The sequence below is a fragment of the Paenibacillus sp. FSL W7-1279 genome (assembly GCF_037969845.1).
GTDB lineage: Bacteria > Bacillota > Bacilli > Paenibacillales > Paenibacillaceae > Paenibacillus_AQ.
In genome coordinates, this window is the sequence record NZ_CP150215.1 from 3,626,919 (window position 1) to 3,649,216 (window position 22,298).

A 22,298-nucleotide genomic window follows, 5' to 3' on the forward strand; every position below is an offset into this window, starting at 1 on the left:
TCCATTGGGCATGAAACACATCGTCTCTGTGTCTGGCCCTCCAGACTTCCCTCCATTCGAATTCAGGAAATGAAGTTAACTTTTCTTCCTTACCGATCTCATGGTAATCCTTAAGATCGTTTAAATGAGCCCGTTCCTCCTCAGTCGTTGATTCGTACCACTGGGGGGTAATGGTTCAAAAACAGAGCATGGTTACAATGGAAAATCTGGATGTCCCGTTGCCGCAGTGAACGTACTAATGGCGTTAGTTTATTCAGAATGATTTTTTCTTCCTTCGTGCATGAGAAGTTCCTCTTTACGTACTTAACTCCCCACCTAAGGAATCAACAACAGGACCGTCCTCCCACCCAAATTTCCACAGATTCACGAGTGCGATTCCAATCTCTTCAGATCGAAAAGTGAATTGGGATGACGAACGTACAAAACTAGATTCCGTATATGTTGCGCCGGGAAGTGGCGATCTTGGGGTGAATTCTAAGTCAATTTTAACGTCCATAACCAACACCTCCTGAAACGATTTTCGTCACAACGGAGAAAATTCCTTCAAGCCTCACTGAAACTTCTTAGTTAGATACTTGTACCGATAAAACAAAAAAGCCGTTAAATCAGCGACTTTCTATGGGACTATGTTCTTGTCCCCCGACAGCTTTCCACTTTGCACGGCTTCAATAATCTTACGCTCACCAGCTTCGTTACTTGATGGCTCCATACCAGCTGCAAGACTATTTACAACCTCATCGACGGCTCCCCAATCATAAAACCCGGCAACCAATATAAAAAATAAAAAAAGAGAAAGCATATCAACAGTCGTCGAATCGCTTTCTCTGCATATAAATTCATTCGCCCGGCCGCGCTGCCACCACTTCCGGCACGCCGCGCGTGAACAGCTTGACGGATACGCGCGGCTTTGGATCGCCTTCAAAGCGGCAACTGAACGAGACGGTTTGCCCTCCTCTTTTTAGCAACGGAGCTTCCGACACAGCCTCCACCGTCTTCAACAAGTTCCAGTTAGCGTCGTAGACACGGCCTATCCGGTCGCTCTCGCACACGAGATACTGCCCGGCGCCGATCTCCGTCTCAAATGTCATGTAGCTGCCGCCGGCGTAAAACGTCGGCCGCTTAACCATTCCCCGCGTATTGCCATAGGACGGCACCGCGCGCAGAATGAATCGGAGCGGCTGCTCCTCTTGCCGATTGTAGAACGTCCAGTCCGAGCCGCCCGGCTGACCCGGTTGCTGCTCTTCCGGATTGCACAGCAATTCATCCGATATGTCCACAGGATACAGCATCCAGCGGCCTTCCCCCGCCGGTTCCAGATGCCAGTCGCGGGCAGGGTCTTGCATCTGTTGGCGCTGCGACTCGCTGAACGCATTCGACCGTCTGGCGGCCTCCCACTCGCGAACAAGCGCCAGCAATTCGCCGATATTGCCGTTTCGCTTTAACACAGCCATGTCGGCAAACAATGCGAATCCGGCGTCGAAACCGGCCGCCTTGGAGAGCACCCATTCGATCTCGTCCTGCGTCGTCGCTTCGAACTGGTTCGAAACGGAGCGGAGCATAAACCAGCCGAGCATCGCCGGAATAAAGTTTCGGGCAAAAAAGCGCTGATTATGGAGCCGCCAATCCAACTGCCCTTCCCGCGTCGCGGCTCCCCACGGCTCGCCCCAGTTGAAGCGTGTATGGATATGCCAGGCGTAATTGGAAACTACGATGCTGGCATCATTGATCACTTCGCCTTCCCATCCGTCATAGCAGCGTTTGACAAAGCGGTTTGTCGCGTAATCCTCATGGCCGGTCACATAGACGCCTTCCAGACCGTCAAACGAAATTTGCCGCAATCCCGTCGCCTGAAACAAGGACGTAATCCGGTCACAGTACGTATCCTGCAATTCCAAATTCGGAAAAAACACATCGTACGGGTGGTCCCACAACCGGCCGACAGCCGTTCCCGTCTCGTGGGCGGAAATCTCCGTCCCGTTCGCCCCGCGACGGCAGCCGAGTAGCCTCCACGGCGCTTCCTCCGATACTCCGTCGTATTCAATCAGTTCGTTTTCAATAACGGCCGTTCGCCGGAACAAGCTAACCTGAAACGGACGCGGATCGTCAACCTCGATCTCTGTCGCTTCTATCCCGACAGGTGCAGTCAGCAGCCCCCTTCCCACAAGCTGCAGCCGTTTATCCGGTTTGGGCGTGACATAGGGATCGTTGAGTGTCGTAAAATTGGTCAACGTATGGACGCCAACAATTATCCCTTCTTTCTCCGCCGCCTCAACGCAAGCTTTCATCCCGGCGTCTCCATTTGGAAAGGCTGACGGTTTCAGCTCGAAATGTCCCCAGTTCGCGAACGGATCGGGATGATAAATACCGTAGAGGCCGGCTTCCTTCGCGAAAGCTACCGCATCTCCAATATCACCCTCATTAAAGTCGGTAATCAGATACGACTGCTTCGCATCCGGCGACGACTTAGCCCAAGCACCGTCAATCGTTGGATGTGGCAGCCCTTCGCCCAGTTCGATCGCTTCGATTATTTGCAGGATAAGATCGGCCGGACAACCAAACAGCGCAATTTTTGACCCGGTCAGCGCTGCATCCGGGCCATCCATAGGGGTGACCGGGATGTCGGGCGTTCCCCATACCGTCCGCCGTTCATCTCGCGTCCGGTTACGCGTAAACGCTTGCAGCAAGCTGCCATCGGCTGTCGGCCAGGCTGCGCAGACGTCATACCCGACCTTCGCGTCCGGGTAAGGAAGGTCGGCAAAGCGGTCCAGTCTCAGATCCACCGGGAAGCCGCCGAGCGTCTTCTCGTTTAAGGCCTGAAAGCCCAAAGCATATTCGCCGTCATGCACGACCCCGACCGACTCCCCGATCGAGCCGGAAATCACCGTTTCGTAAGGGCCCCAGAGCAGGACGTCCGGCTCCGTGCCAACAATGCGCATAATCTCGAACGTCGCATAGTCTCCCTTTGCGTACGCTTCCACTTCCAACCGCACAGCCCCGTCCAAGAAGTCAAATACCATCAGGAAACGGCTGCCGTCATCGTGCCCAACGCTGCTTGTGACGCATTGAAGCCGTTCCGGCTCCAAAATCTGCCCGTGTACTGCTATTCGCACAAGAGGAGAGCCTGCTTCTCCGGCAAGATAACACTTTCCCGTCGCGGCACATTGCAACCCGATCAGACGGCCGAGACCGTCCATTTGCAGCTCCATATGCTTCAATCGCATTCCAAACAACCCTAACATGCCCGCTTCGCTCCTTAATTTTTGAAATTCTCGTCGTATACTTTCTGCGCCTCTTCCAGCACCTTGTCGCCGCCCATGCTCTTCCATTTGGCCACGTAGTTGTCAAACTCGCTGAGCGATTGGCGTCCTGTAATAAAGTCCACATATTGCTGCAGTGTAAACTGGCTCAGTTTATCCTGATACTCGTTATAAATCGGCTTGTTGAACGGCGCCAAAATATCGATGTTGCGCGTTCCTTGCGCCCGCGTGTCCTTAGCCAGCTGCCGCAGGCTTTCTTCCGAGGTATAGGTGGTTTGGAAATCGTAGTCGTTGAAGGAGCCGGACATCGAGTAGCCGCCTATACCCGCCCGCTTACGCTCTTTCTCGTCGTTGTAAGGAGGGATGAACTGGACCGTCCCTTTTTCGCCGATATTCCACGTTTTTCCTTTCTCGCCGAAATTCAGCTTCTCGTACATTTCCGGATCAAACTGCGTTGTTTCGAACACTTGCAAATATTTGATCAACTTCTCGCGGTTGTCGTTCAACTGCTTGCCGAACATGACGCCGGAAGCGAAGCTTGGATGGTACTGGGCCATGCCGTATTTTCCTTCCGGACCTTTAACGCCGGGAGAAATCGCCCAGTTAAAATCTGCCTTTTTCTGTTTCAGCTTGTCATACCATTGCTCGCCCCCGAGGAACGCATTGCCCGGTACGAAAGCCAACCAATAATATTCGATTGCGCCAACTTTATCGGTCAGTACCTTGTCTTCCACATTGCTCGCTTTGTTGACGACAAACTCAGGATCGATCAGTTCGTTCTTGTACCAGCGATGCAGTACTTCCAGCGCCTGCTTCGCGCCTGGTTCAATTTCTCCCCGCACTACTTTGCCCTCCTTCTCTACAAAAATGCTGGGATAGACGTCAAAAGCACCGAATACCGAGCTGTACAAGCTTCCGATGCTTTCTGCGCTCGAAGTGATGCCGTAGGTATCCTTCTTGCCATTGCCGTCCGGATCGTTGTTGCGGAAAGCCGTTAGCGCCGCTTCCATCTCTTCGAGCGTTTCCGGCTTTTTGGCAATGCCCACTTTTTTCAGCCAATCTTCCCGGAAGCCGAGCTGCATGCCGTCGATGCCGATATCCCAAAGCACCGGAAGGCCGTAAATTTTGCCGTCCCGGCGAACGTATCGGAAAGGATCGTCGCCCAAATACCGCTTTAGCCAACCCACGTATTTCGGCATATGCTCCTCGATCAGATCTTGCGGAATATCAGCTGCCACCTCTTGCTGCAAAAACTTGTCGTATTCCGGGAAGGACGGCTCTTTCCACCAATCGGGGATTTCGCCGGAAGCAATCATCAAGTTCAGCTTCTCTTTGAACGCTTCGCGGCCGACAGAAACAAATTCAACGTCGATGTCGAATTTTTCCTTGAGCGCCGTAACTCCATAAGAATCTGCTTCGGCGTTTCCGTCCAGGTTCCAAAACATCAGCTTCGGCTTGCCCATAGCATTTTCGCCGCCCTCCTCGGACACCGTCGACCCGTTGCCCGGTTGTGATGCCTGATCCGACGACCCGTTGCCGCAGCCGGCCAGCAACGTCACCGCCATCATTGCGGCGAGCGCGCTGCTCACCCAACGTTTTTTATTCACGAACATGTTCTCATCCCCTTCTATTTTCCAGAAGTTCCAATTCGGAATCACCCTTTAACTGCGCCGACCATGACACCTTTGACAAAGTATTTTTGAATAAACGGATATACAATCACCATCGGAATGATCGAGAACATAATGACCGTCGCCTGCAACTGCCGGCCCGAAAAGGTCGTCTGGTTGCCGATATGTTGCATGACAGCGCTAATATCGGTCATATTGTTCTGAATGACGATTTTGCGCAGCACGACTTGCAGCACCTGCTTGTCGGGATCGGACATATAAATCATGCTGTCGAACCAGGCATTCCAATGCCCTACGCCGACCCAAAGCGCAACCGTCGCTAGGACTGGCTTGCTGAGCGGGAGCACGATTTGGGTGTAGATTCGCAGATAGCCCGCTCCGTCGACCCGGGCCGATTCCTCTACCTCGGCAGGAATCTCCCGAAAGAAATTCCGCATTATAAGCACATTGAACGCGCCGACCATCCCGGGAATGACAAGCGCCCATATCGTGTTGTACATCCCCAATTCCTTGATCAGCAAGTAGTTTGGAATCGTACCTCCGCCAAACAGCATCGTGAACAGAATAATACCCGTAAATACGCGATTCCAGGGCAGATCCCTCTTGGCCAGCGGATAGGCAGTGATGGAAGTGAGCAGCACCGCCAATATGACACCGATAACGGTACGGACGATTGTATTCCAATACCCTTGCCACAGCGCATCGAACTTGAATGCCAGCTTGTAGCTTTCGAAGGACAACTGCTCCGGCAGCAAAATAAAGCCCGAGGCATAAGCTGCACCGTCCGCCCCCGTACCGTCGAGCGAAATGACGATTTGCGTCCAAAACGGATAGATGGTTGCCAGCATAATGATCGCCGCGGCGATATAGAGAACGCCATCCACGATTTTGTCGCCGGCCGATTTTTTTACTTGAATGATGTCAAACACCCCCTGCGCGTCTTGCCGCTACCATAACGCATGATCCCGTCCCCCCACCAGCTTTACGATCCGGTTGACACTGATAATCAGAATGAGGGCTACAAGCGACTTGAACAACCCCACCGCTGTCGCATAGCTGTAGTTCATCTCAACCAACCCTTTGCGGTACACATACGTGTCGATAATGTCCGAAACTTCCATTACTCTCGGATTATACATGTTGAATATCTGATCGAAGCCCGCATCCAAAATACCAGACATCGACAAAATGAGCATAATCGCAATAACCGGCGCCAGCATCGGGATTGAGATGTAGAACATTCGTTTGAACCGTCCCGCACCGTCGATGACGGCAGCTTCGTACATTTGCGGGTCGATGCCGGAAATGGCCGCAAAATAAATGATGGAGCCCCAGCCGAACCCTTGAAAAATGCTCGTCACGACCAAAATCGTTCGAAAATATCGGTCATCTGCCAGATACAATATCGGTTCCATGCCGAACCATTGCATCACCGTATTAATTGGTCCTTCCAGAGAGAACATCGTGAAAAAAATGCCCGCCAAAACAACCCAGGATATAAAATGCGGCAAATACGAAACCGTTTGCACGACTTTTTTGAATCGCATGCTGGAAATCTCGCTTAGCAGCAGGGCGAAAAAGATCGGTACGGGAAACCCGAAAACTAGTTTGTATACGCTAATAACCAGCGTATTTTGCAGAACGGTATAAAAATAGCCGTCCGCAAACACTTTTTCGAAAACCTCAAATCCCACCCAAGGACTGTCTATAATACCTCGCGTAATTTTAAAATCTTTAAACGCCAAGATGACGCCGTACATCGGCAAATAATGAAAAACAAGATAGTAAAGCATACCCGGTACTAGCATAAGCAGCAGGACACGGTATTGTTTCACTTTGCGCCATGTGCCCTTCTTGCTCTTTTGTTCATAGCCGCTCCGCGCCGGCGGAGCCGTCTCCTCCATCGCTGTTCCCTCCTATTTTGTATGCGCATACATTGGATTGATAACAGGATAGCATGGCCGCTACGAAAAAGAATTATTAAATATTTTCGAAATACTTCACTTTTTTATGGCATTGTTATAAGGTGGGATCGTCACGCTCATCGCCGTTCCTCTGCCGGGATTGCTTTCAATCCCGATCCCGCTGTCCGCGCCGAAAAACAGCTTCAGCCGTTCATTGACATTTTTTAATCCGTAGCCGGAAGATTGCTGAAGCAGCAGTCGCCTTATCGTTTCCTCATCCATACCCGGACCGTTGTCCTCGACGGTGAACACGATTACCTGGGACATTCGCTTCGCGCTGATTTTAAGCCATCCCCGTCCGCCTTTCTTCTGGTTGATGCCATGCTTCACCGCGTTCTCTGCAATCGGCTGCAAAATAAGATTCAGCATCCGGTAGCCGTACACCTCTTCATCGATGTCATAGTAAACGTCGAATTCGTAATCGCTCATCATCAGCATAATATCGAGATACGATTTAATGTTGTCCAATTCGTCCCGCACCGGAATAATGTTATCCCCCTTGTTCAGCGACGTGCGGTAAAACCGCGATAAGGCTGTCACGACATGGCTGATTTTATGCTGTTCGCTTTTGACCGCTTCCCAATTGATGAAAGAGAGCGTATTATACAAAAAATGCGGATTGATTTGCGATTGAAGCGCCTTCAGCTCCGCCTCCTTCTGCACAATTTTGTTCGTATAGGCTTCTTTCACCAGCGCATTGAGCCGTACAATCATATTGCCGAACCGGTTCGTCAGTTCGCCGATTTCGTCGCGCGACGCGCTTTGAACTTGGAGCGACAACTCCCCGTTCTCCACGCGCCGCATCAGCGCGTTCAACTTGTATATCCGTCTGATCATCGTGCGGGAAAAGATCGAGATGATGATGAGCAAGAAGGCAATGCAGGAACCGATGACGATAAGCGTCGCGTTCAAGATCGAGTCCGCATTGAGGGACATCTGCTTCGCCGGAACGAAACAGCGGATCGTCCATCCCGTCTGCGCAATCGTCTTCGCCACCGTGTATAGCCGTTCACCGCTGGCGTCGATCACCGAATCCGGCCGATCCTTAACTTTCGTAAACTCTGCAGCTCGGCTCGCCGCCGCATCGGAATTTGCGTAGAGCAGTGTACCGTTTCGATCCGCGATGACGACGTCATACCCTTTTGCTAAACTGGTGATATTTTTAAACAGGCCGTCGCTATTGATTTCCATGAAGAGCACATTGGTGTCGCTATCCGAGAAAAATCGCGGGAACGGTCCTGCCACGAACAAATCACCGCTCTCATTCATCGACCACTGATTACCGCTGCCCACAATCGTCTTGTGGTACCAACTCTTGTCCTTCACACGCTCATGCGACTGCACGGACAAGCCGTATTCGGGAACATCGCTCTGTGTATAAAAAGTGACCTGCTTAATATCGCTGTTGAGCGTCATCATCATATTGAAATAAGGCGTCAAATACTCATTCAAATCTCGCGACAAATTGACGAGATCGATGTAGTCATTTGCGACAATCCGCTGAAACGTCTTGTTATACACAACCGAGCGAATCGTATGGTCGTACTGCTCCAGCGTGCCGTTGAGAGATTGCGAGATGGCCGTCAAATTTTTTTCAATACTCTGCGTCGCTTGAATGCGCAGCATTTCCTCCGATTGTCGGAAGGCATACAGACCCAGCATAAGGATCGGGATAATAATGACTGTTAAGTAGGAAAGAAACAGCTTTTGATTAAAACGTAACCGATTGAACAGACCGTCGACCATCCTTCTCATGTACCGGCTCCTTCTCGGTACTGCGTTGGCGTTCGGCCATAATGCGCCTTAAACAGCGAACTGAAGTACGGCACGTTGGCATAGCCGACATCGCGGCTGATTTGGACGATTTTGCGATTAGTCGTCAACAGCAATTGGCGCGCTCGCTCCATCCGGTACTGGGTCATATATTTGTTGATGCTGATGCCTTTATGCCGGCTGAACAGATGGCTTAAATAACTGGGCGACAAATAGACCCGTTCCGCCAACGAATCGAGCGACAGATCGGTGCCGTACTCGCTTTCGATCATATGGACTACGTCCTCGATCGCTTTGCGCGCGGAGTCGGAAGCGCCGGCACCTTCCTCCGGCTCGCTTCCCTCCACAACGCTGAGCATAATGGCCTTTAAATCACTCAGTTTGGCCGTCTTGTAGATGAGATCGAGATGCTGCTTGAAGCGGTTCGGCTCCTTACGGGATGAAGCGTCAAATAGCGTTTTGACGATTTCCACACAAACATATTTGATGTACATCACCGGGTAGCGGTCACTGTTCTGCATCTCGTCGATTAATCCTGCAAGTCGCGGCTTTGCCAAGTCGTACCTGCCTCGATGAATATGTTCCGACAAGACTGAAAGCGCCTTCTCGATATCATACATTTCATTGCCGTTCTCCGTCTCCGAAGCCGGTTTTACAGTCGGCAGCACGACGCCCTCATCGTAGAAAAACTTCGTTTCCAAAACCTCTTCCATTTCGCTGAACCGCTCGTCAAACGGGACCTTCCCGTCCAGCAAACCGCCGAGAACGACCGTTATCTCCCTCTCATGCGCGTCCCGAAACCAACGGACTAAAGACTCGCCAAGCCGACGCAGACCGACAGAATCGATAGCCCCTTCTCCGTCTTCGGCGGGCGTATTTTCTTCCTTGTCCGCTACCAGCAGCAAACTTTGAAACTCGTTCAGATGCACCAGTTCAAAAGGGACAGCGATCAAGTCTTTCAAGCCGCGTTCCAACTCCAGGTCGTGCAAATCGAAAAAGCGGCTGCGCGTATCCAGCATGATCATATGCACGGCCTTGTCTCCGCCGACAAAAGGAATGGCCGTTACCTGCGGTGCTGGATAACACGCTGCTGCGTCCTCGCCGATTTTACCGTGAATAAGCTCCGTAACTCTTTTCTGCTTTTCATAGCGAATATCACGGCTGTAGGCCGCTTCCAACTTATCGCGCCGATTCCTGTCTTGCCGTTCTTCCTCGCACAAAAGAATGACTTGGGAGATCACCTTTAGAAACTCGCTAACCTCCACCGGTTTTAAAATATAGCGAATCGCGTTCAAATCGATCGCCCGCTGCGCATACTCGAATTCACCATAGGCACTCATGAAAACGACTTTGATCGGCCTGCCCATCGCTCTGACCTGTTCCGCCAGTTCCAGACCGTCCATCCCATTCATCCGAATGTCGGTAAATAAAATGTCGATCTCATGCTCCTCGAGGTAAACAAGCGCTTCTTCGCCGCTGTCCGCTTCTATGAGTTCCAACTGCAGGCCGTATTTATCAACCAGGAACTTAACGCCGTCCCGCTCGAATTTATCGTCGTCCACAACTAGCATTTTCCACATATTAACCACCCTTCCTCTCCGTGCTCCGTGTTCTCCCGGGGACCTTGCCCTGCTTGGTTGTATCGTAGTCTAGCACAAATGAAAGCGGTTAAAAAGTGTAAAACTCCCCTGTTTAAAGCAAGAAGCCTCCCGCCATTTGGCAATGGTATTATCCCTTTTATGGTAGACAGTAAAAAAAAAGTTCATGATATGATGAACTTATAACTGTAGACCGGAGGGGATTTTTGATGTACCAAAGAAAGGGCAAAAGCTGACGGGTTATAGCGAAGAAGTCAATAAGGAAGCTGTATGTTTGAGATTCAAATGAAACCAGGCGCTACTCCATGATTATGGAGGAGAAGTTTGGGACTAAAAGTGAATCTCAAATTCTCACTTGGGTCTGTAAGTTTCAGAATGGAGAAACCTTTGAGGATTAGCGTGGACGCTGGAATAAAAAGCATTTTAGCAGCGTTGAAGAAGAGAACGCTTGCCTGAAAGCGCAGGTCGAACACTTAAAAAAGCCAAATCGAATTTACACGGGGAGGGAAGTTGGATACAGAAGGCCTCGACTCGGGACAAGAACTTGTACCGATAAAACAAAAAAGCCGCTAAATTAGCGACTTTCCATGGGACCATGTTCTTGTCCCCCGACAGTTGACACAAAGTTACCCTCATTATTGACACAATTTTGCCCTCTTCTACTTGTAGGCGGCTAATGAGTTTATTTCTTTTAGAGAAAAACTATTTAAAATTGATAGTCTAGGCAGATTAAAAACAGTAATGTCTGAAATACAATCTTATTAGGCCAACCAGTAGTTATAATTTAACAAGTGGGATAAAAGGATCTCCCAATTGGAGATCCTTTTGGCCTTGCGCTTTAACAACCAAGTCTCCTACTCTTTGGCCACGTTCACCTCATTTACGATACCCATGATTTCTGACACGCATTCCTGACAAATGTACTTTTGATGGAATAAAAAGGGCGCTATTCTTGCCCGTTAGCTTAATGAAATAGCCATCGAAATTTAATTAGTTATGTGTTAAATCGGTAATCGGACCAAGTTCTTGTCCATTACGGTAATAGGTACAAGTTCATAACCTCCGACATTTTTACACCAGTTTACTATAAAACTGCAACTGTTATAACCTAAATGGTGCATATTTTTACAACAGCAGCCGGTAAGTAATTGGCTGCTGTTGTTGTAAGGTGCGTTATGTTCAGGTCAATTAATTCAACTTGATGATTTTGTTAAACGTCATTTATTCTGTGGGATGGTGTTCGGTTATGTCTCCATGAGTCCTCCCTACCGCTGAAACGTTTGATCGCTTCCTCGGTCACCGGCTGGGAGTGACCGATCACGATGGCACAACGAGTTCGGCCAAGGCAGCCACGGGACGTTCCGCCGAAACACCCATGATTTTTTATAAAACTCAACAAGACGATCCACATCGTCGGTAATTGCTCTTTTGTCACCCGACACCAACATCAGGCCGCTCGCTTACTCCGGTTCTTCCTTAGCCCAATGCGTGGATACACTTTGCAAAAATCGCAGAATAACGTGTAATTCCGCTTCCTTAAACGAATCAAGCAACTGCATAAACCTCTTTTCCTCCAGCTTGTGAAGCTGTTTATGGAGCTCAAAAACTTGTTTTCCCTTCACCGTCAGACTGAAGTAGACTTCCTTCTTATTATCATTCAGTTGCCTTCGATGGATATAACCTTCCTCCAACAGCTTCCCGCTGATTTTGGTAATTCCGGCCTTGGACAAGTTCATCTTCTCTGCAAGCGTCGTATTGTTGATCGGCTCGTTGTTGCCGATACAGTCGATCACGTGCACGCTAGTCAAATGACGCGGGATCGACTCCAATTGCTGCTCCTGCGCATAACGAAAAATCTTGTCCTGCTCCGATTCGATCCTTTGCTCGCTCAGATGCACAAAATGAACAACCTGATCATGGACCAGCCATTTGATCGTCTCCAATGTATTCATCATCTCGCACCTTTCGTAACACAAAAAAATTATACTTAACCGAGAAACAATCGTATCATGTTCCAATACCGGAGAGCAACGTTCCTCTACCAAAGATACGAGATGTTTATCGTAAGGGATCGCTCAAAGCACCGTCCATTGCCCGTTCCTTCTTCCGCTTTGAGCGAATTGCAAAAACAAATGGTAGAGCCAGAACGACAATAAGCGTTGATAAAATGTTCAAATCGTTGATGCCCATCGTGGTGGACAGGTGGACCAAGTTCGGTCCGGCGTCCTCTTTCAACCTAGCGGCGTGATCTGCAGTACGTGAAGATAGCAGCGTGGTGAAAAGAGCTACACCGAACGATACGAATACATTCCGAAGCCAGTTCTGAATGGAGGAGGCATGGCCGATGTACTCGTGGGTAATCTCCTCCATCCCAGCCGTCGTCGCAGGCATCAGCACTAGAGCCAAACCTAAACTGCGGATCGTCATCCATAAGAGCGTATAAGCAGATGAGCTGTCGACTTGAAGCCACGCCAGCGGCAGATTTCCTACGATCATCAACAGTACACCAACAAATAGTAGTGGCTTGGGGCCAACCACTTTATACAGTCTACCGACAACCAAGGACATAATAGCCATGGCTAGTGTAGAAGGTAACAGAATGATCCCTGTATCAAGCGGCGAATGTCCCTGAACATTTTGCAGGTAGACGGGAACGAGGAGCATGCCCGAAAAAAAGTTGATCATTACGATACACAACAATATGACCGTCAACGTGAAGCGCCGGTTCAGAAATACTTTGAGCTGTAGTAGTGGCGACTCGATGGACATCTCACGCCAGAGAAACAGCGCAAGCGCCAACAGTCCGCCTCCCAGACAAAGCAGCGTATTGGCCGATCCCCATCCCCAAACTGAGCCTTGCGACAACGTGATTAGCAGCAGTGAGCTTGCAGCGATCACTGTCAGAAGCCCCCATACATCGAAACCCTTCGGGACTTTCAGACGATAGTAAGGAATGAAGAAAACGGCAACAACGATTGCAAGCAACCCGAGCGGTACATTGGTCCAGAAAATCCATGTCCAGGATCCGTGCTGGATAAGCCAACCTGCATAACTAGGTCCAATGGCTGGCGCCACGATCGAAGAGGCAATCCAGATACTCATGGCGACAGACTGTTGGTGTCTCGGTATGATCTGGAATATCATAGTCATCGACGCGGGCACAATAATACCGCAGAATGCACCCTGAATTATGCGAAATGTGATCAGCATCGGCGCGTTCCAAGACAAGGCACACAGAACAGAGGCAACCGTCACGCCGAATAAGGCGAAAATATACAATCGCTTGTAACTGAAGCGTTCGCCGAAATAGCCAGCTGTAGGCGCGAACGTGCCAAGCGCCAACATAAAGCCTGTCAATGTCCATTGCACGACGCTTAAGTTGGTTGCAAATTCTTTTTGCAAGACCGGCAGAGCTATATTAATCGTATTGCTATTCAACAGCGAAAGGAAGTTTCCCATGAAAATCGCTACAATTAATGGTATAAGCTTTAGGGGCTGCTGAGTTTGTTGCTCTTGCGTGTTCATTACATTCGTTTGTTTCATAGCAGGTTCCACCGCCCCTCCACTTACATTGTTTACTAGTTAACTAAAATAATAGACCCACACGCGTCAGCGACAGTTTCAATCCAATTCTTGCCCTTATTCCATAATCTTATCTGGCTCGGCAACCTGATTGATCTTACTTTTGATATGCTTCTCGCTTCCTAGATAATATCTCTGAACCGGATGTAGTCGGTCATCAAGATTATATACAAGCGGAATACCCGTTGGTACGTTCAAATCAATAATCTCTTTTGAGCTGATTTTTTCCAGAAACATGATTAATGCCCGTAGACTATTGCCATGTGCGGCGATAATGACATTTTTACCCGATTTGATCTGCGGTGCAATTTCCTTATCCCAATAATCCCTAACCCGAACAACCGTTTCCTTGAGGCTTTCCGTAATACGAACTGTTCTTCCTTAAGTAATCTGCCGGCATGTAAAGCCTCTTGAATTCCTTTATCCGACAAGTTTACATCCATCCAGCCTGTAAATAAATTCGCTTTGTTCCACAGACTTTCTCCATGTCTAATCAAAACCAATTTATGCATCTGTCTCCCATCCTTCCTGATGAACTCGGTTGGAACCCCATAATTCTGGACAGATGATAGAACTTACCCTATACTGCCTTCCATCTCCAGCTTGATGAGTCTGTTCATCTCAACCGCATATTCCATGGGCAGTTCTTTCGTGAACGGCTCGATGAAACCCATTACAATCATCTGGGTCGCTTCGTCTTCGGACAGGCCGCGGCTCATCAAGTAGAAGAGCTGGTCCTCGGATACCTTGGAGACGGTCGCTTCGTGTTCAAGCGTGACATTGTCGTTCATGATCTCGTTATAGGGGATCGTATCTGACGTGGACTCATTATCGAGAATGAGCGTGTCGCATTTGATGTTCGACTTAGCTCCGGAAGCTTTTCGTCCGAAAGAAGCCAGACCGCGGTACGTGACTTTACCACCGTGCTTGCTGATTGATTTCGATATGATAGTCGATGTTGTATCCGGAGCCAGGTGAATCATTTTAGCCCCGGCGTCTTGATGCTGTCCTTTGCCGGCGACCGCAATCGAGAGCACAGAACCTTTGGCGCCACGTCCTTTTAACAATACGGAAGGGTATTTCATCGTTAGCTTGGAGCCAATATTGCCGTCCACCCATTCCATTGTTGCGTTTTCTTCGGCTACCGCCCGCTTTGTCACCATGTTATAAATGTTGGGAGCCCAATTTTGAATGGTTGTATATCGCGCACGGGAATTTCTCTTACAGATAATTTCCACAACGGCACTATGGAGCGAGTTCGTGCTGTAAATCGGTGCCGTGCAGCCTTCTACATAATGCACAAAGCTGTCTTCTTCTGTAATAATGAGTGTCCTTTCAAATTGTCCCATGTTCTCCGAATTGATGCGGAAATAAGCTTGCAAAGGGACCTCGCATTTTATCCCTTTCGGGACATAGACAAAGCTTCCTCCTGACCATACCGCACTGTTAAGTGCAGCAAATTTATTATCGCTCGGGGGAATAATGGTGCCAAAATATTGGCGCAGCAGATCCGGGTGCTCGCGAAGAGCCGTATCCGTGTCTGTGAAGATGACCCCTTGTTCCTCCAGTTCTTTCTGGATGCTGTGATAGACGACTTCGGATTCATACTGGGCCGACACTCCGGCAAGAAACTTCTGCTCCGCTTCCGGTATACCAAGCTTGTCAAAGGTTTGCTTAATCTCAATCGGCACTTCCTCCCAGGTTTTTCCCTGCTTCTCGGAAGGCTTGACATAATATTGGATATCATTGAAATCCAGTGCTCGCAGATCGCCGCCCCATGCAGGCATCGGCATACTTTGAAACAAATCTAGCGACTTCAGTCGAAAGTCGAGCATCCAGCCGGGTTCACCCTTCATCTCCGATATGGTGGCAACAATCTCACGAGTTAGTCCCTTGCCGGATTGAAACACCGCTTGATGCGCATCTTTGAAGCCATACTGATATTCTCCCAGCTCCACCATTTCCTTGGCCATATGTTGTCATCCTCCTTATTCAGATATGCTTGCTCGATCTATTCCTTGATTTGCCCCAGCTTTTGTTCTACCAGCGCTTGCATCTGAGTGGCTACACCTTCCAGCGGTACTTCGGCCACGACGGGAGCGAGGAAACCATACACGATTAACCGCTCGGCTTCTACGCGGCTTATGCCTCTGGACATCATATAATACAGTTGTTCCGAATTGACTTGTCCGACACTGGCGGCGTGACCGGCTTTCACATCGTCTTCATCAATCAACAGGATCGGATTGGCGTCGCCGCGCGCTTCGGGATGCAGCATCAATATTTTTTCTGTCTGCTGACCGTTCGCCCCGCTTGCCCCCTTCTCAATTTTGGTGATTCCATTCAATATCGCCGTTGACTGCTCTCTCATCACCCCCCTGATTACCATATCGCTTGGAGAATTCTTACCAAAATGAACCGTCCGGGCTGTGATATTCATCGTCTGACTGCCGGATCCCACCAGGATTGACTTTATATCCGAACCAGCCCCTTCGCCTTTGAGTACCGATGCTGTATCGCTCATCGACTTGCCCCAGTTCATTTCGCCAATCAACCAGTTCACTCTTCCGTCTTGTTCAACGATTGCACGCCGATAAGTCAGGTCGATCGAGTCTCTTTCCAGTTGGTGCAATGACACCACATTGACGGTTGCACCTTCGCCTACGAATACTTCCATAATGGCTTGATTCACCGCCACACTCTTATCTAGTGAGGACATTGTATTCTCCACCAGCGTTACGGAACTGTGATCCTCGGCTATCACTAAAACATGCGGCATAAAGAGCGTATCGGATTCGTCTACATAAAATAGCGTCTGCAGCGGGGTCTCTACATGTACCCCCTCAGGAATGTAAATAAAAGCTCCGCCCCTCCAGTGCGCGGCATGCTGCGCCGTAAGAAGATTCTCTTCTGTCCGCACGGCTTGCATGAAATAAGGCTTTACAAGTTCCGGATACTGCTGTGCCGCTGTTTCCAAATCGGTCAGAATCATTCCTTGCTTCTGTAACCCTTCTGACAGGTGCTTGATTAATGGGCCTGAATTCCGCTGTACCAGCAGATTGTCCGAATACACCCATTTTTTTATGGATTTCGGCAGTTCATCTAGAGACATCGCCAGCTCTGGCATACGGCAAATACCTTGCTGCTGTAAAGGCCAACGCTGCAGATTCGTCTTTTCAAGCTTGGGCAGCTGCAAGTTGCCGGCGGCATCCAATCCTCTCTTCCTCAAGATGGTCAGCCAATCCGGTTCCGCTTCATATGGTAGTTGCCCTGAACCCTGGTTCTCTGCACTGTACATTGTCATGTTACGGCTCTCCCCTTTCAGATACGCGGTGATTTGGTTTGCATCGGAATTTGAAACGACTCTTCTTCGTCCGGCGCCGCAGCTTCCTCTGTAATACCCAGCTCTTCTTTGATCCACTCATATCCGTCGGCTTCTAACCGCTCCGCTAATTCGGGCCCCCCGGACTTTACGATGGTTCCTTGCATCATCACGTGTACGAAGTCAGGCTTGATATAATTAAGCAGGCGCTGATAGTGCGTAATAATTAAAAATCCGCGGTCTGCACTGCGTAAAGCATTGACCCCTTCAGCAACGATGCGCAATGCATCAATATCCAGACCGGAGTCGATTTCATCCAGAATGACCATAGAAGGCTCAAGCATCATCATTTGCAAAATTTCATTTCGCTTTTTCTCCCCTCCGGAAAAGCCCTCGTTCAAGTAACGATGCATAAATTCCGGATTCATCTCCAGCGTCTGCATGCTTGCTTCCATCATCCGCACAAATTTGATCAACGAGATTTCCTGGCCTTCTTCACGCTTTACATTGATCGCACTACGCATGAAATCGGAATTTGTTACCCCCGTGATCTCACTCGGATATTGCATGGCCAGAAACAATCCCGCGCGTGCCCTTTCATCCACTTCCATCTCTAACAGATCTTCTCCGTTCAGCGTAACAATCCCCTCCGTTACTTCATACTTGGGGTGCCCCATCAAAGCCGAGGCCAATGTACTCTTCCCTGTTCCATTCGGTCCCATCACGACATGAATTTCTCCGCCATTTACCGTAAGGCTCAGACCTTTCAAGATTTCTTTCCCTTCTACTGCCGCCTTCAATTGTTCAATCGCAAGTCTCACTGTCATTTCATCGCCACTCCTTTTCGTATGCATCTTTCAATCGTATTCTTACAAAAACTACCGATCAGATACTTGTCCATATCAACGTATTTTCACTTTTCTAAATCTCGGTGGTCATCTCCAATCATCTCTATTTTGTTTACTAGTAAACATAATAAGTGATAATGATTCTCATTGTCAACAATAATTTGAGAAAATACCGTGGAGATACCGGTCATGGAAAGCAAAAGTCCCGGGTTCCTTGACTAGATATCAGGTAATGCATAGGCTAAAATAGAATGAGCAACATGATGGTTTCATCAAATGAAAACTGAGTTAATTGAAGGAGTATCCATGAAAAAAGATAAGGAAATACTTCACGACCATGGACAAGATTTAAGCCATGCTTTAAAGCAAATGCCAGATGTGGAATATTTTCTGGACGGAGCCACTGTCTTTCAACAGCTATGCGATGGCTCACGTTTGCGAATCCTTTGGTTACTCTGTCATTGCGAGGAGTGTGGAAACAATATTTCGGCCGCTCTTGGCATGAGTGCCGCGTCTGTTTCTCATCACTTGAAATTGCTGAAGCTCCATGGTCTCATCAAAAGCAGACGTGCGGGGAAAGAAGTTTATTATTCTCTTGCCGACAATGAAAGGGCACGTTTGGTTCATCAAATGATCGATGATTTTTTTCAAATGACTTGTCCGAAAAAAGGACTTGCAGATCACAACCTCAATCGATAAAAAGGAGGCGTGTTACTCACGGAATTTATCCGATAACACCCCCCTCGACATTAAGCCAGCACTCTTTCATCTTGTTCTCGGACTGCTGTTTTTCGCGTATTGAGTTTTTTAACGTTGAGTGCTCGGATTGCGTTGATAATTGCAATGACGGATACTCCAACATCAGCGAATACGGCTCCCCACATGGTTGTAATGCCAAGAGCTCCCAGAACCAGTACAATGCCTTTGACACCCAGAGCAAAAATGATGTTTTGTTTGACGATACGGAGCGTCTTTTTGCTTATCTTCATCACTGTGGCGATTTTGGATGGCTCATCGGTCATGATCACAACATCCGCAGCTTCGATCGCCGCATCGGAACCCAAGCCGCCCATGGCTATGCCGATATCGGCGCGAGCAAGAACGGGTGCGTCATTGATGCCGTCACCGACAAAGGCCAGTTTTCCGTGGGTGCTCTTCTCCTTCATTAATTCTTCCATTCGTTCAACTTTATCCGCAGGCAATAGTTCAGTATATGCTTTGTCCAATTTGAGCGTAGCGGCAACCTTTTTCCCTACGGCATCGGCATCACCGGTCAGCATGACGGTCTGCTTGATTCCTGCCGATCTCAAAGCTGCGATAGCGTGCGGGGCGTCCTCCTTAATTTCATCCTCAATGAGGATATATCCCATGTACTCATTGTTTACAGCCAGATGAACTACGGTACCTACAAGTTTCTTATCTTTGTAGAATATACGTTCACGTTTCATGAGCTTGGCGTTGCCCGCCAACACGACTTTGCCATCGATCACAGATTTCACGCCATGGCCGGCGATTTCTTCGATATCTTTGATGCGGGAGGAATCAATGGTTCTGCCAAATGTCTTCTTGATGCTCTGTGCGATGGGATGGTTGGAGTAATCCTCCGCATATGCCGCCAATTCCAATAACTCCTGATCGGTCATTTTATCGGAATGCATCTCACTGACGACGAAGCTGCCTTTTGTCAGCGTACCGGTTTTATCAAATACGACCATCTCTGTTCTAGCCAAAGCCTCAAGATAGTTGCTGCCCTTCACCAAAACGCCGGATTTGGATGCCCCGCCGATTCCGCCGAAAAAGCTGAGAGGTACCGAGATAACCAAAGCACAGGGACAGGAAATGACAAGGAAGGTCAGCGCTCGTTCAACCCACATACCGAATGACTGACCCGTGATAAGCGGTGGAATGGTGGCCAAAATGACCGCCGCGAAAACAACGATCGGGGTATAATATCGAGCGAATTTTGTAATAAAGTTTTCACTTTTGCTCTTTTTGTCGGAAGAATTCTCAACCAGCTCCAGTATTTTTGCTACCGTGGACTGGCTGTATACTTTGTTCACTTGAATGGTCAGTTTACCGGTTTGGTTGATGCAGCCGCTAATCACATGTTCTCCAGCATGTACTTCCCGCGGAACTGACTCACCCGTAAGAGCTGAAGTATCGATTGCGGAAAAACCGTCTGTAACAACTCCATCCAGAGGAATTCGCTCGCCAGGCTTCACAACAACGATTTCATTAACTTGTACTTCTTCTGGGTCGACCTGTATCATTTCCCCATTTCTAAGCACATTGGCATAGTCGGGACGAATATCCATCAGTTCGGAGATGGACCTGCGGGATTTTGAAACGGCATAGGATTGGAACAGTTCGCCCACCTGATAAAACAGCATAACGGCAATACCTTCCGAATACTCACCAAGACAAAATGCTCCGATCGTGGCCACTGACATCAAGAAGTTCTCGTCGAAGACTTGTCCTCGCGAAATGTTTCTCACCGCTTTCCAAATGATGTCTCCTCCAACGATGAGATATGTGGCGAAATATAGCAGGAATTCAGCGATGCCCTCTAACTTTAGCAGTAGTGCCGCTACGAAACCAACAGATGCAATAAGGATACGTACTAACTGTTTTACTTCCTTTTTTGACATGTCTCTCTCCTCCTCCTATTTGAAAATGCAGCGGCTGTATTTATCACAACCACTGCTGTCTCAAATAGCGCAATTTCTCTACCTAAGCATCAATGGATACATCCGGTTCGAGTTTTTTTATGATCTTCTTGGATTCTTCAAGAACGGCGTTGAATTTATCCTCTGGAGCCTCCAAAATCATCCTTTGTCCCATAAAGTTAACTTTAACCTCAGTAACATCAGTCAACTTGCGAATACCATTTTCGATCTTCGCTGCACAATTCGCACAATCCAGATTTCTCAGCTTATAGGTCTTTTTCATAAAAACTACTCCCTTCAAATATCAAACTTTTTCCATTCAATCAAACGATACATCAATCAAATGATCGTTTGATTGATTAAAAGTATGATCCTCTTCATTATTTTTTTCAATAGAATTTGGAAAGTGAATCCGTTTGGACTAAAAGTTCGACGGAATGGAATAACTCTATCGATATTGGGTGTGAACGAACTCACACGAACCGGTTGATTTCTGATTGAAGCCCAGGTTTCTTGGAATTTGTCAATTTGAATTCGTGTATATTAAGATGGTGAAAATAGAAATTAAATCGGGGGAGAAACAAACCTATGGAGGAATTTGCTCTTTCACATATCAGTACAGGAACGATTGTAGCACGGAACCAAGATCATAATGTTTACCAGTTGGATCCTAAGCATGGGCAAGGTACTGCCTCCGTTCATGCTGTAATGCCTGGTGTTGAAGTGATTAGCTTAAACTTTCAGACGAGTCGGTATATACCAACCATTCACTCCAAGCGCAACATACTGGAATTAAATCACTGTAAAGAAGGACGAGCCGAGTGTAAAATGAACGACGGGTGCCTGCAATATATAGGCGAAGGTGATCTGTTCATGAACACAATGAGCAACCACAGTCAATGTATTGAACTTCCATTGGGTTACTATAAAGGGATAAACATTACGATTGATTTGGAAAAGTTTGCAGGACACTTATCGGAATATCTGCCTGATTTTCCAATTGATGTTCCAGAAATAGCTCATCGCTTTTTTTTAAACGATGCGTGCTTTTTTATTCAAGCAAAGGAAGAGATCCAGCATATCTTCTGTGGTATGTATTCGGTTCCTATAGAGGCCAGAACCACTTATTTCCGCCTTAAAGTACTCGAGATTTTAATATATCTTTATTATTTTGATGTCGTCAGCGAGAAACAAAAGACCATTTATGCCCGACAGCGAGTTGATATTATCAAACAGATTAAAAAGAAAATGATCCAAAATCTTGAACAAAGATTTACGATTGAAGAACTAGCACAGCAATACTGTATCAGTCCTACTGTACTCAAGACCACTTTCAAAGGAGTATATGGCGTCTCCATCGCGTCATATATGAAAGAGTATCGTATCAGGCAGGCAGCTTCTATGTTACATAAGACTCAAAAAAGTATCGGGGATATTGCTCTGGCGGTGGGATACAAAAGTCAGAGTAAATTCGGAGCTGCTTTTAAAGAGATTTATGAAATGAGTCCTCTCGAATACCGAAGCAAACATTAAATCAATGAATATGACGGTTGCCACAAGTTATGGGCCACATGCACCATTCAATTCTTTTTACAAATGTTACCTGCCAACGAACTGGCATGGAATTCCCATTTGAACTTCGTATGCAGTTTTTACT

Annotated in this window: 15 protein-coding genes and 1 pseudogene; 2 read left to right on the top strand and 14 right to left on the bottom strand. The window is 48.1% G+C overall.

Going from position 1 to position 22,298, the window contains the following annotated elements:
- Nucleotides 1-836: 836 nt before the first annotated feature.
- The 12 genes and pseudogenes from MKY82_RS16120 to sufC all read right to left on the bottom strand — a co-directional run bounded on the left by MKY82_RS16120 (nucleotide 837) and on the right by sufC (nucleotide 17,954).
- The gene (locus tag MKY82_RS16120) at nucleotides 837-3,239 is read right to left on the bottom strand and encodes a hypothetical protein (protein WP_339296567.1); all 2,403 of its coding nucleotides are present in this window, start codon (nucleotides 3,237-3,239) and stop codon (nucleotides 837-839) included.
- A gap of 14 nt (nucleotides 3,240-3,253) precedes the next feature.
- A complete protein-coding gene (locus tag MKY82_RS16125; RefSeq protein WP_339296568.1) occupies nucleotides 3,254-4,870 on the bottom strand; it encodes an extracellular solute-binding protein in 1,617 nt (538 codons plus the stop codon).
- Nucleotides 4,871-4,911: 41 nt separating this feature from the next.
- The gene (locus MKY82_RS16130; RefSeq protein ID WP_194542694.1) at nucleotides 4,912-5,817 is read right to left on the bottom strand and encodes a carbohydrate ABC transporter permease; all 906 of its coding nucleotides are present in this window, start codon (nucleotides 5,815-5,817) and stop codon (nucleotides 4,912-4,914) included.
- A gap of 18 nt (nucleotides 5,818-5,835) precedes the next feature.
- Complete coding sequence (locus tag MKY82_RS16135; protein WP_339224117.1) at nucleotides 5,836-6,792, bottom strand: ABC transporter permease subunit; 957 nt, start codon at nucleotides 6,790-6,792, stop codon at nucleotides 5,836-5,838.
- A gap of 96 nt (nucleotides 6,793-6,888) precedes the next feature.
- The gene (locus MKY82_RS16140; protein ID WP_220685249.1) at nucleotides 6,889-8,607 is read right to left on the bottom strand and encodes a sensor histidine kinase; all 1,719 of its coding nucleotides are present in this window, start codon (nucleotides 8,605-8,607) and stop codon (nucleotides 6,889-6,891) included.
- Entirely contained in the window at nucleotides 8,604-10,205 is a 1,602-nt protein-coding gene (locus MKY82_RS16145; RefSeq protein WP_339296569.1) for a response regulator, read from the bottom strand. Before MKY82_RS16145 ends, MKY82_RS16140 begins: the two co-directional genes overlap by 4 nt.
- Before the next feature lie 1,478 nt (nucleotides 10,206-11,683).
- A complete protein-coding gene (locus MKY82_RS16150; protein ID WP_336245438.1) occupies nucleotides 11,684-12,178 on the bottom strand; it encodes a MarR family transcriptional regulator in 495 nt (164 codons plus the stop codon).
- 103 nt (nucleotides 12,179-12,281) lie between these two features.
- The gene (locus MKY82_RS16155) at nucleotides 12,282-13,682 is read right to left on the bottom strand and encodes an MDR family MFS transporter (RefSeq protein ID WP_339296570.1); all 1,401 of its coding nucleotides are present in this window, start codon (nucleotides 13,680-13,682) and stop codon (nucleotides 12,282-12,284) included.
- Nucleotides 13,683-13,862: 180 nt separating this feature from the next.
- A pseudogene (locus MKY82_RS16160) lies at nucleotides 13,863-14,317 on the bottom strand (2,3-bisphosphoglycerate-dependent phosphoglycerate mutase).
- Between the two features lie 63 nt (nucleotides 14,318-14,380).
- Nucleotides 14,381-15,778: a Fe-S cluster assembly protein SufB gene (gene sufB / locus MKY82_RS16165; RefSeq protein WP_113061828.1), complete on the bottom strand. Its 1,398-nt coding sequence runs from the start codon at nucleotides 15,776-15,778 to the stop codon at nucleotides 14,381-14,383.
- A 38-nt stretch (nucleotides 15,779-15,816) separates the two neighbouring features.
- Nucleotides 15,817-17,109: a Fe-S cluster assembly protein SufD gene (gene sufD, locus MKY82_RS16170; protein ID WP_220685245.1), complete on the bottom strand. Its 1,293-nt coding sequence runs from the start codon at nucleotides 17,107-17,109 to the stop codon at nucleotides 15,817-15,819.
- 17 nt (nucleotides 17,110-17,126) lie between these two features.
- Complete coding sequence (sufC, locus tag MKY82_RS16175) at nucleotides 17,127-17,954, bottom strand: Fe-S cluster assembly ATPase SufC (RefSeq protein WP_220685244.1); 828 nt, start codon at nucleotides 17,952-17,954, stop codon at nucleotides 17,127-17,129.
- A gap of 327 nt (nucleotides 17,955-18,281) precedes the next feature.
- Between sufC and MKY82_RS16180 the strand changes: the two genes are divergently transcribed.
- Entirely contained in the window at nucleotides 18,282-18,674 is a 393-nt protein-coding gene (locus tag MKY82_RS16180) for a metalloregulator ArsR/SmtB family transcription factor (protein ID WP_113061825.1), read from the top strand.
- A 50-nt stretch (nucleotides 18,675-18,724) separates the two neighbouring features.
- Here the strand turns inward: MKY82_RS16180 and MKY82_RS16185 are convergent, their stop codons facing one another.
- Nucleotides 18,725-20,623: a heavy metal translocating P-type ATPase gene (locus MKY82_RS16185; RefSeq protein ID WP_339296571.1), complete on the bottom strand. Its 1,899-nt coding sequence runs from the start codon at nucleotides 20,621-20,623 to the stop codon at nucleotides 18,725-18,727.
- An 82-nt stretch (nucleotides 20,624-20,705) separates the two neighbouring features.
- Nucleotides 20,706-20,924 (bottom strand): cation transporter, encoded by a 219-nt coding sequence (locus MKY82_RS16190; protein ID WP_194542702.1) that lies wholly within the window; start codon nucleotides 20,922-20,924, stop codon nucleotides 20,706-20,708.
- Nucleotides 20,925-21,229: 305 nt separating this feature from the next.
- Here MKY82_RS16190 and MKY82_RS16195 point away from each other — a divergent pair, with 305 nt between their 5' ends.
- Complete coding sequence (locus MKY82_RS16195; RefSeq protein WP_339296572.1) at nucleotides 21,230-22,174, top strand: AraC family transcriptional regulator; 945 nt, start codon at nucleotides 21,230-21,232, stop codon at nucleotides 22,172-22,174.
- Nucleotides 22,175-22,298 lie beyond the last annotated feature (124 nt).

Coding starts and splice junctions, on each gene's coding strand:
- MKY82_RS16120 (WP_339296567.1), bottom strand. CDS start 3,239: ATGTTAGGGTTGTTTGGAATGCGATTGAAGCATATGGAGCTGCAAATG.
- MKY82_RS16125 (WP_339296568.1), bottom strand. CDS start 4,870: ATGTTCGTGAATAAAAAACGTTGGGTGAGCAGCGCGCTCGCCGCAATG.
- MKY82_RS16135 (WP_339224117.1), bottom strand. CDS start 6,792: ATGGAGGAGACGGCTCCGCCGGCGCGGAGCGGCTATGAACAAAAGAGC.
- MKY82_RS16140 (WP_220685249.1), bottom strand. CDS start 8,607: ATGAGAAGGATGGTCGACGGTCTGTTCAATCGGTTACGTTTTAATCAA.
- MKY82_RS16145 (WP_339296569.1), bottom strand. CDS start 10,205: ATGTGGAAAATGCTAGTTGTGGACGACGATAAATTCGAGCGGGACGGC.
- MKY82_RS16150 (WP_336245438.1), bottom strand. CDS start 12,178: ATGATGAATACATTGGAGACGATCAAATGGCTGGTCCATGATCAGGTT.
- MKY82_RS16155 (WP_339296570.1), bottom strand. CDS start 13,682: ATGGGAAACTTCCTTTCGCTGTTGAATAGCAATACGATTAATATAGCT.
- sufB (WP_113061828.1), bottom strand. CDS start 15,778: ATGGCCAAGGAAATGGTGGAGCTGGGAGAATATCAGTATGGCTTCAAA.
- sufD (WP_220685245.1), bottom strand. CDS start 17,109: ATGACAATGTACAGTGCAGAGAACCAGGGTTCAGGGCAACTACCATAT.
- sufC (WP_220685244.1), bottom strand. CDS start 17,954: ATGACAGTGAGACTTGCGATTGAACAATTGAAGGCGGCAGTAGAAGGG.
- MKY82_RS16180 (WP_113061825.1), top strand. CDS start 18,282: ATGAAAAAAGATAAGGAAATACTTCACGACCATGGACAAGATTTAAGC.
- MKY82_RS16185 (WP_339296571.1), bottom strand. CDS start 20,623: ATGTCAAAAAAGGAAGTAAAACAGTTAGTACGTATCCTTATTGCATCT.
- MKY82_RS16190 (WP_194542702.1), bottom strand. CDS start 20,924: ATGAAAAAGACCTATAAGCTGAGAAATCTGGATTGTGCGAATTGTGCA.
- MKY82_RS16195 (WP_339296572.1), top strand. CDS start 21,230: ATGGAGGAATTTGCTCTTTCACATATCAGTACAGGAACGATTGTAGCA.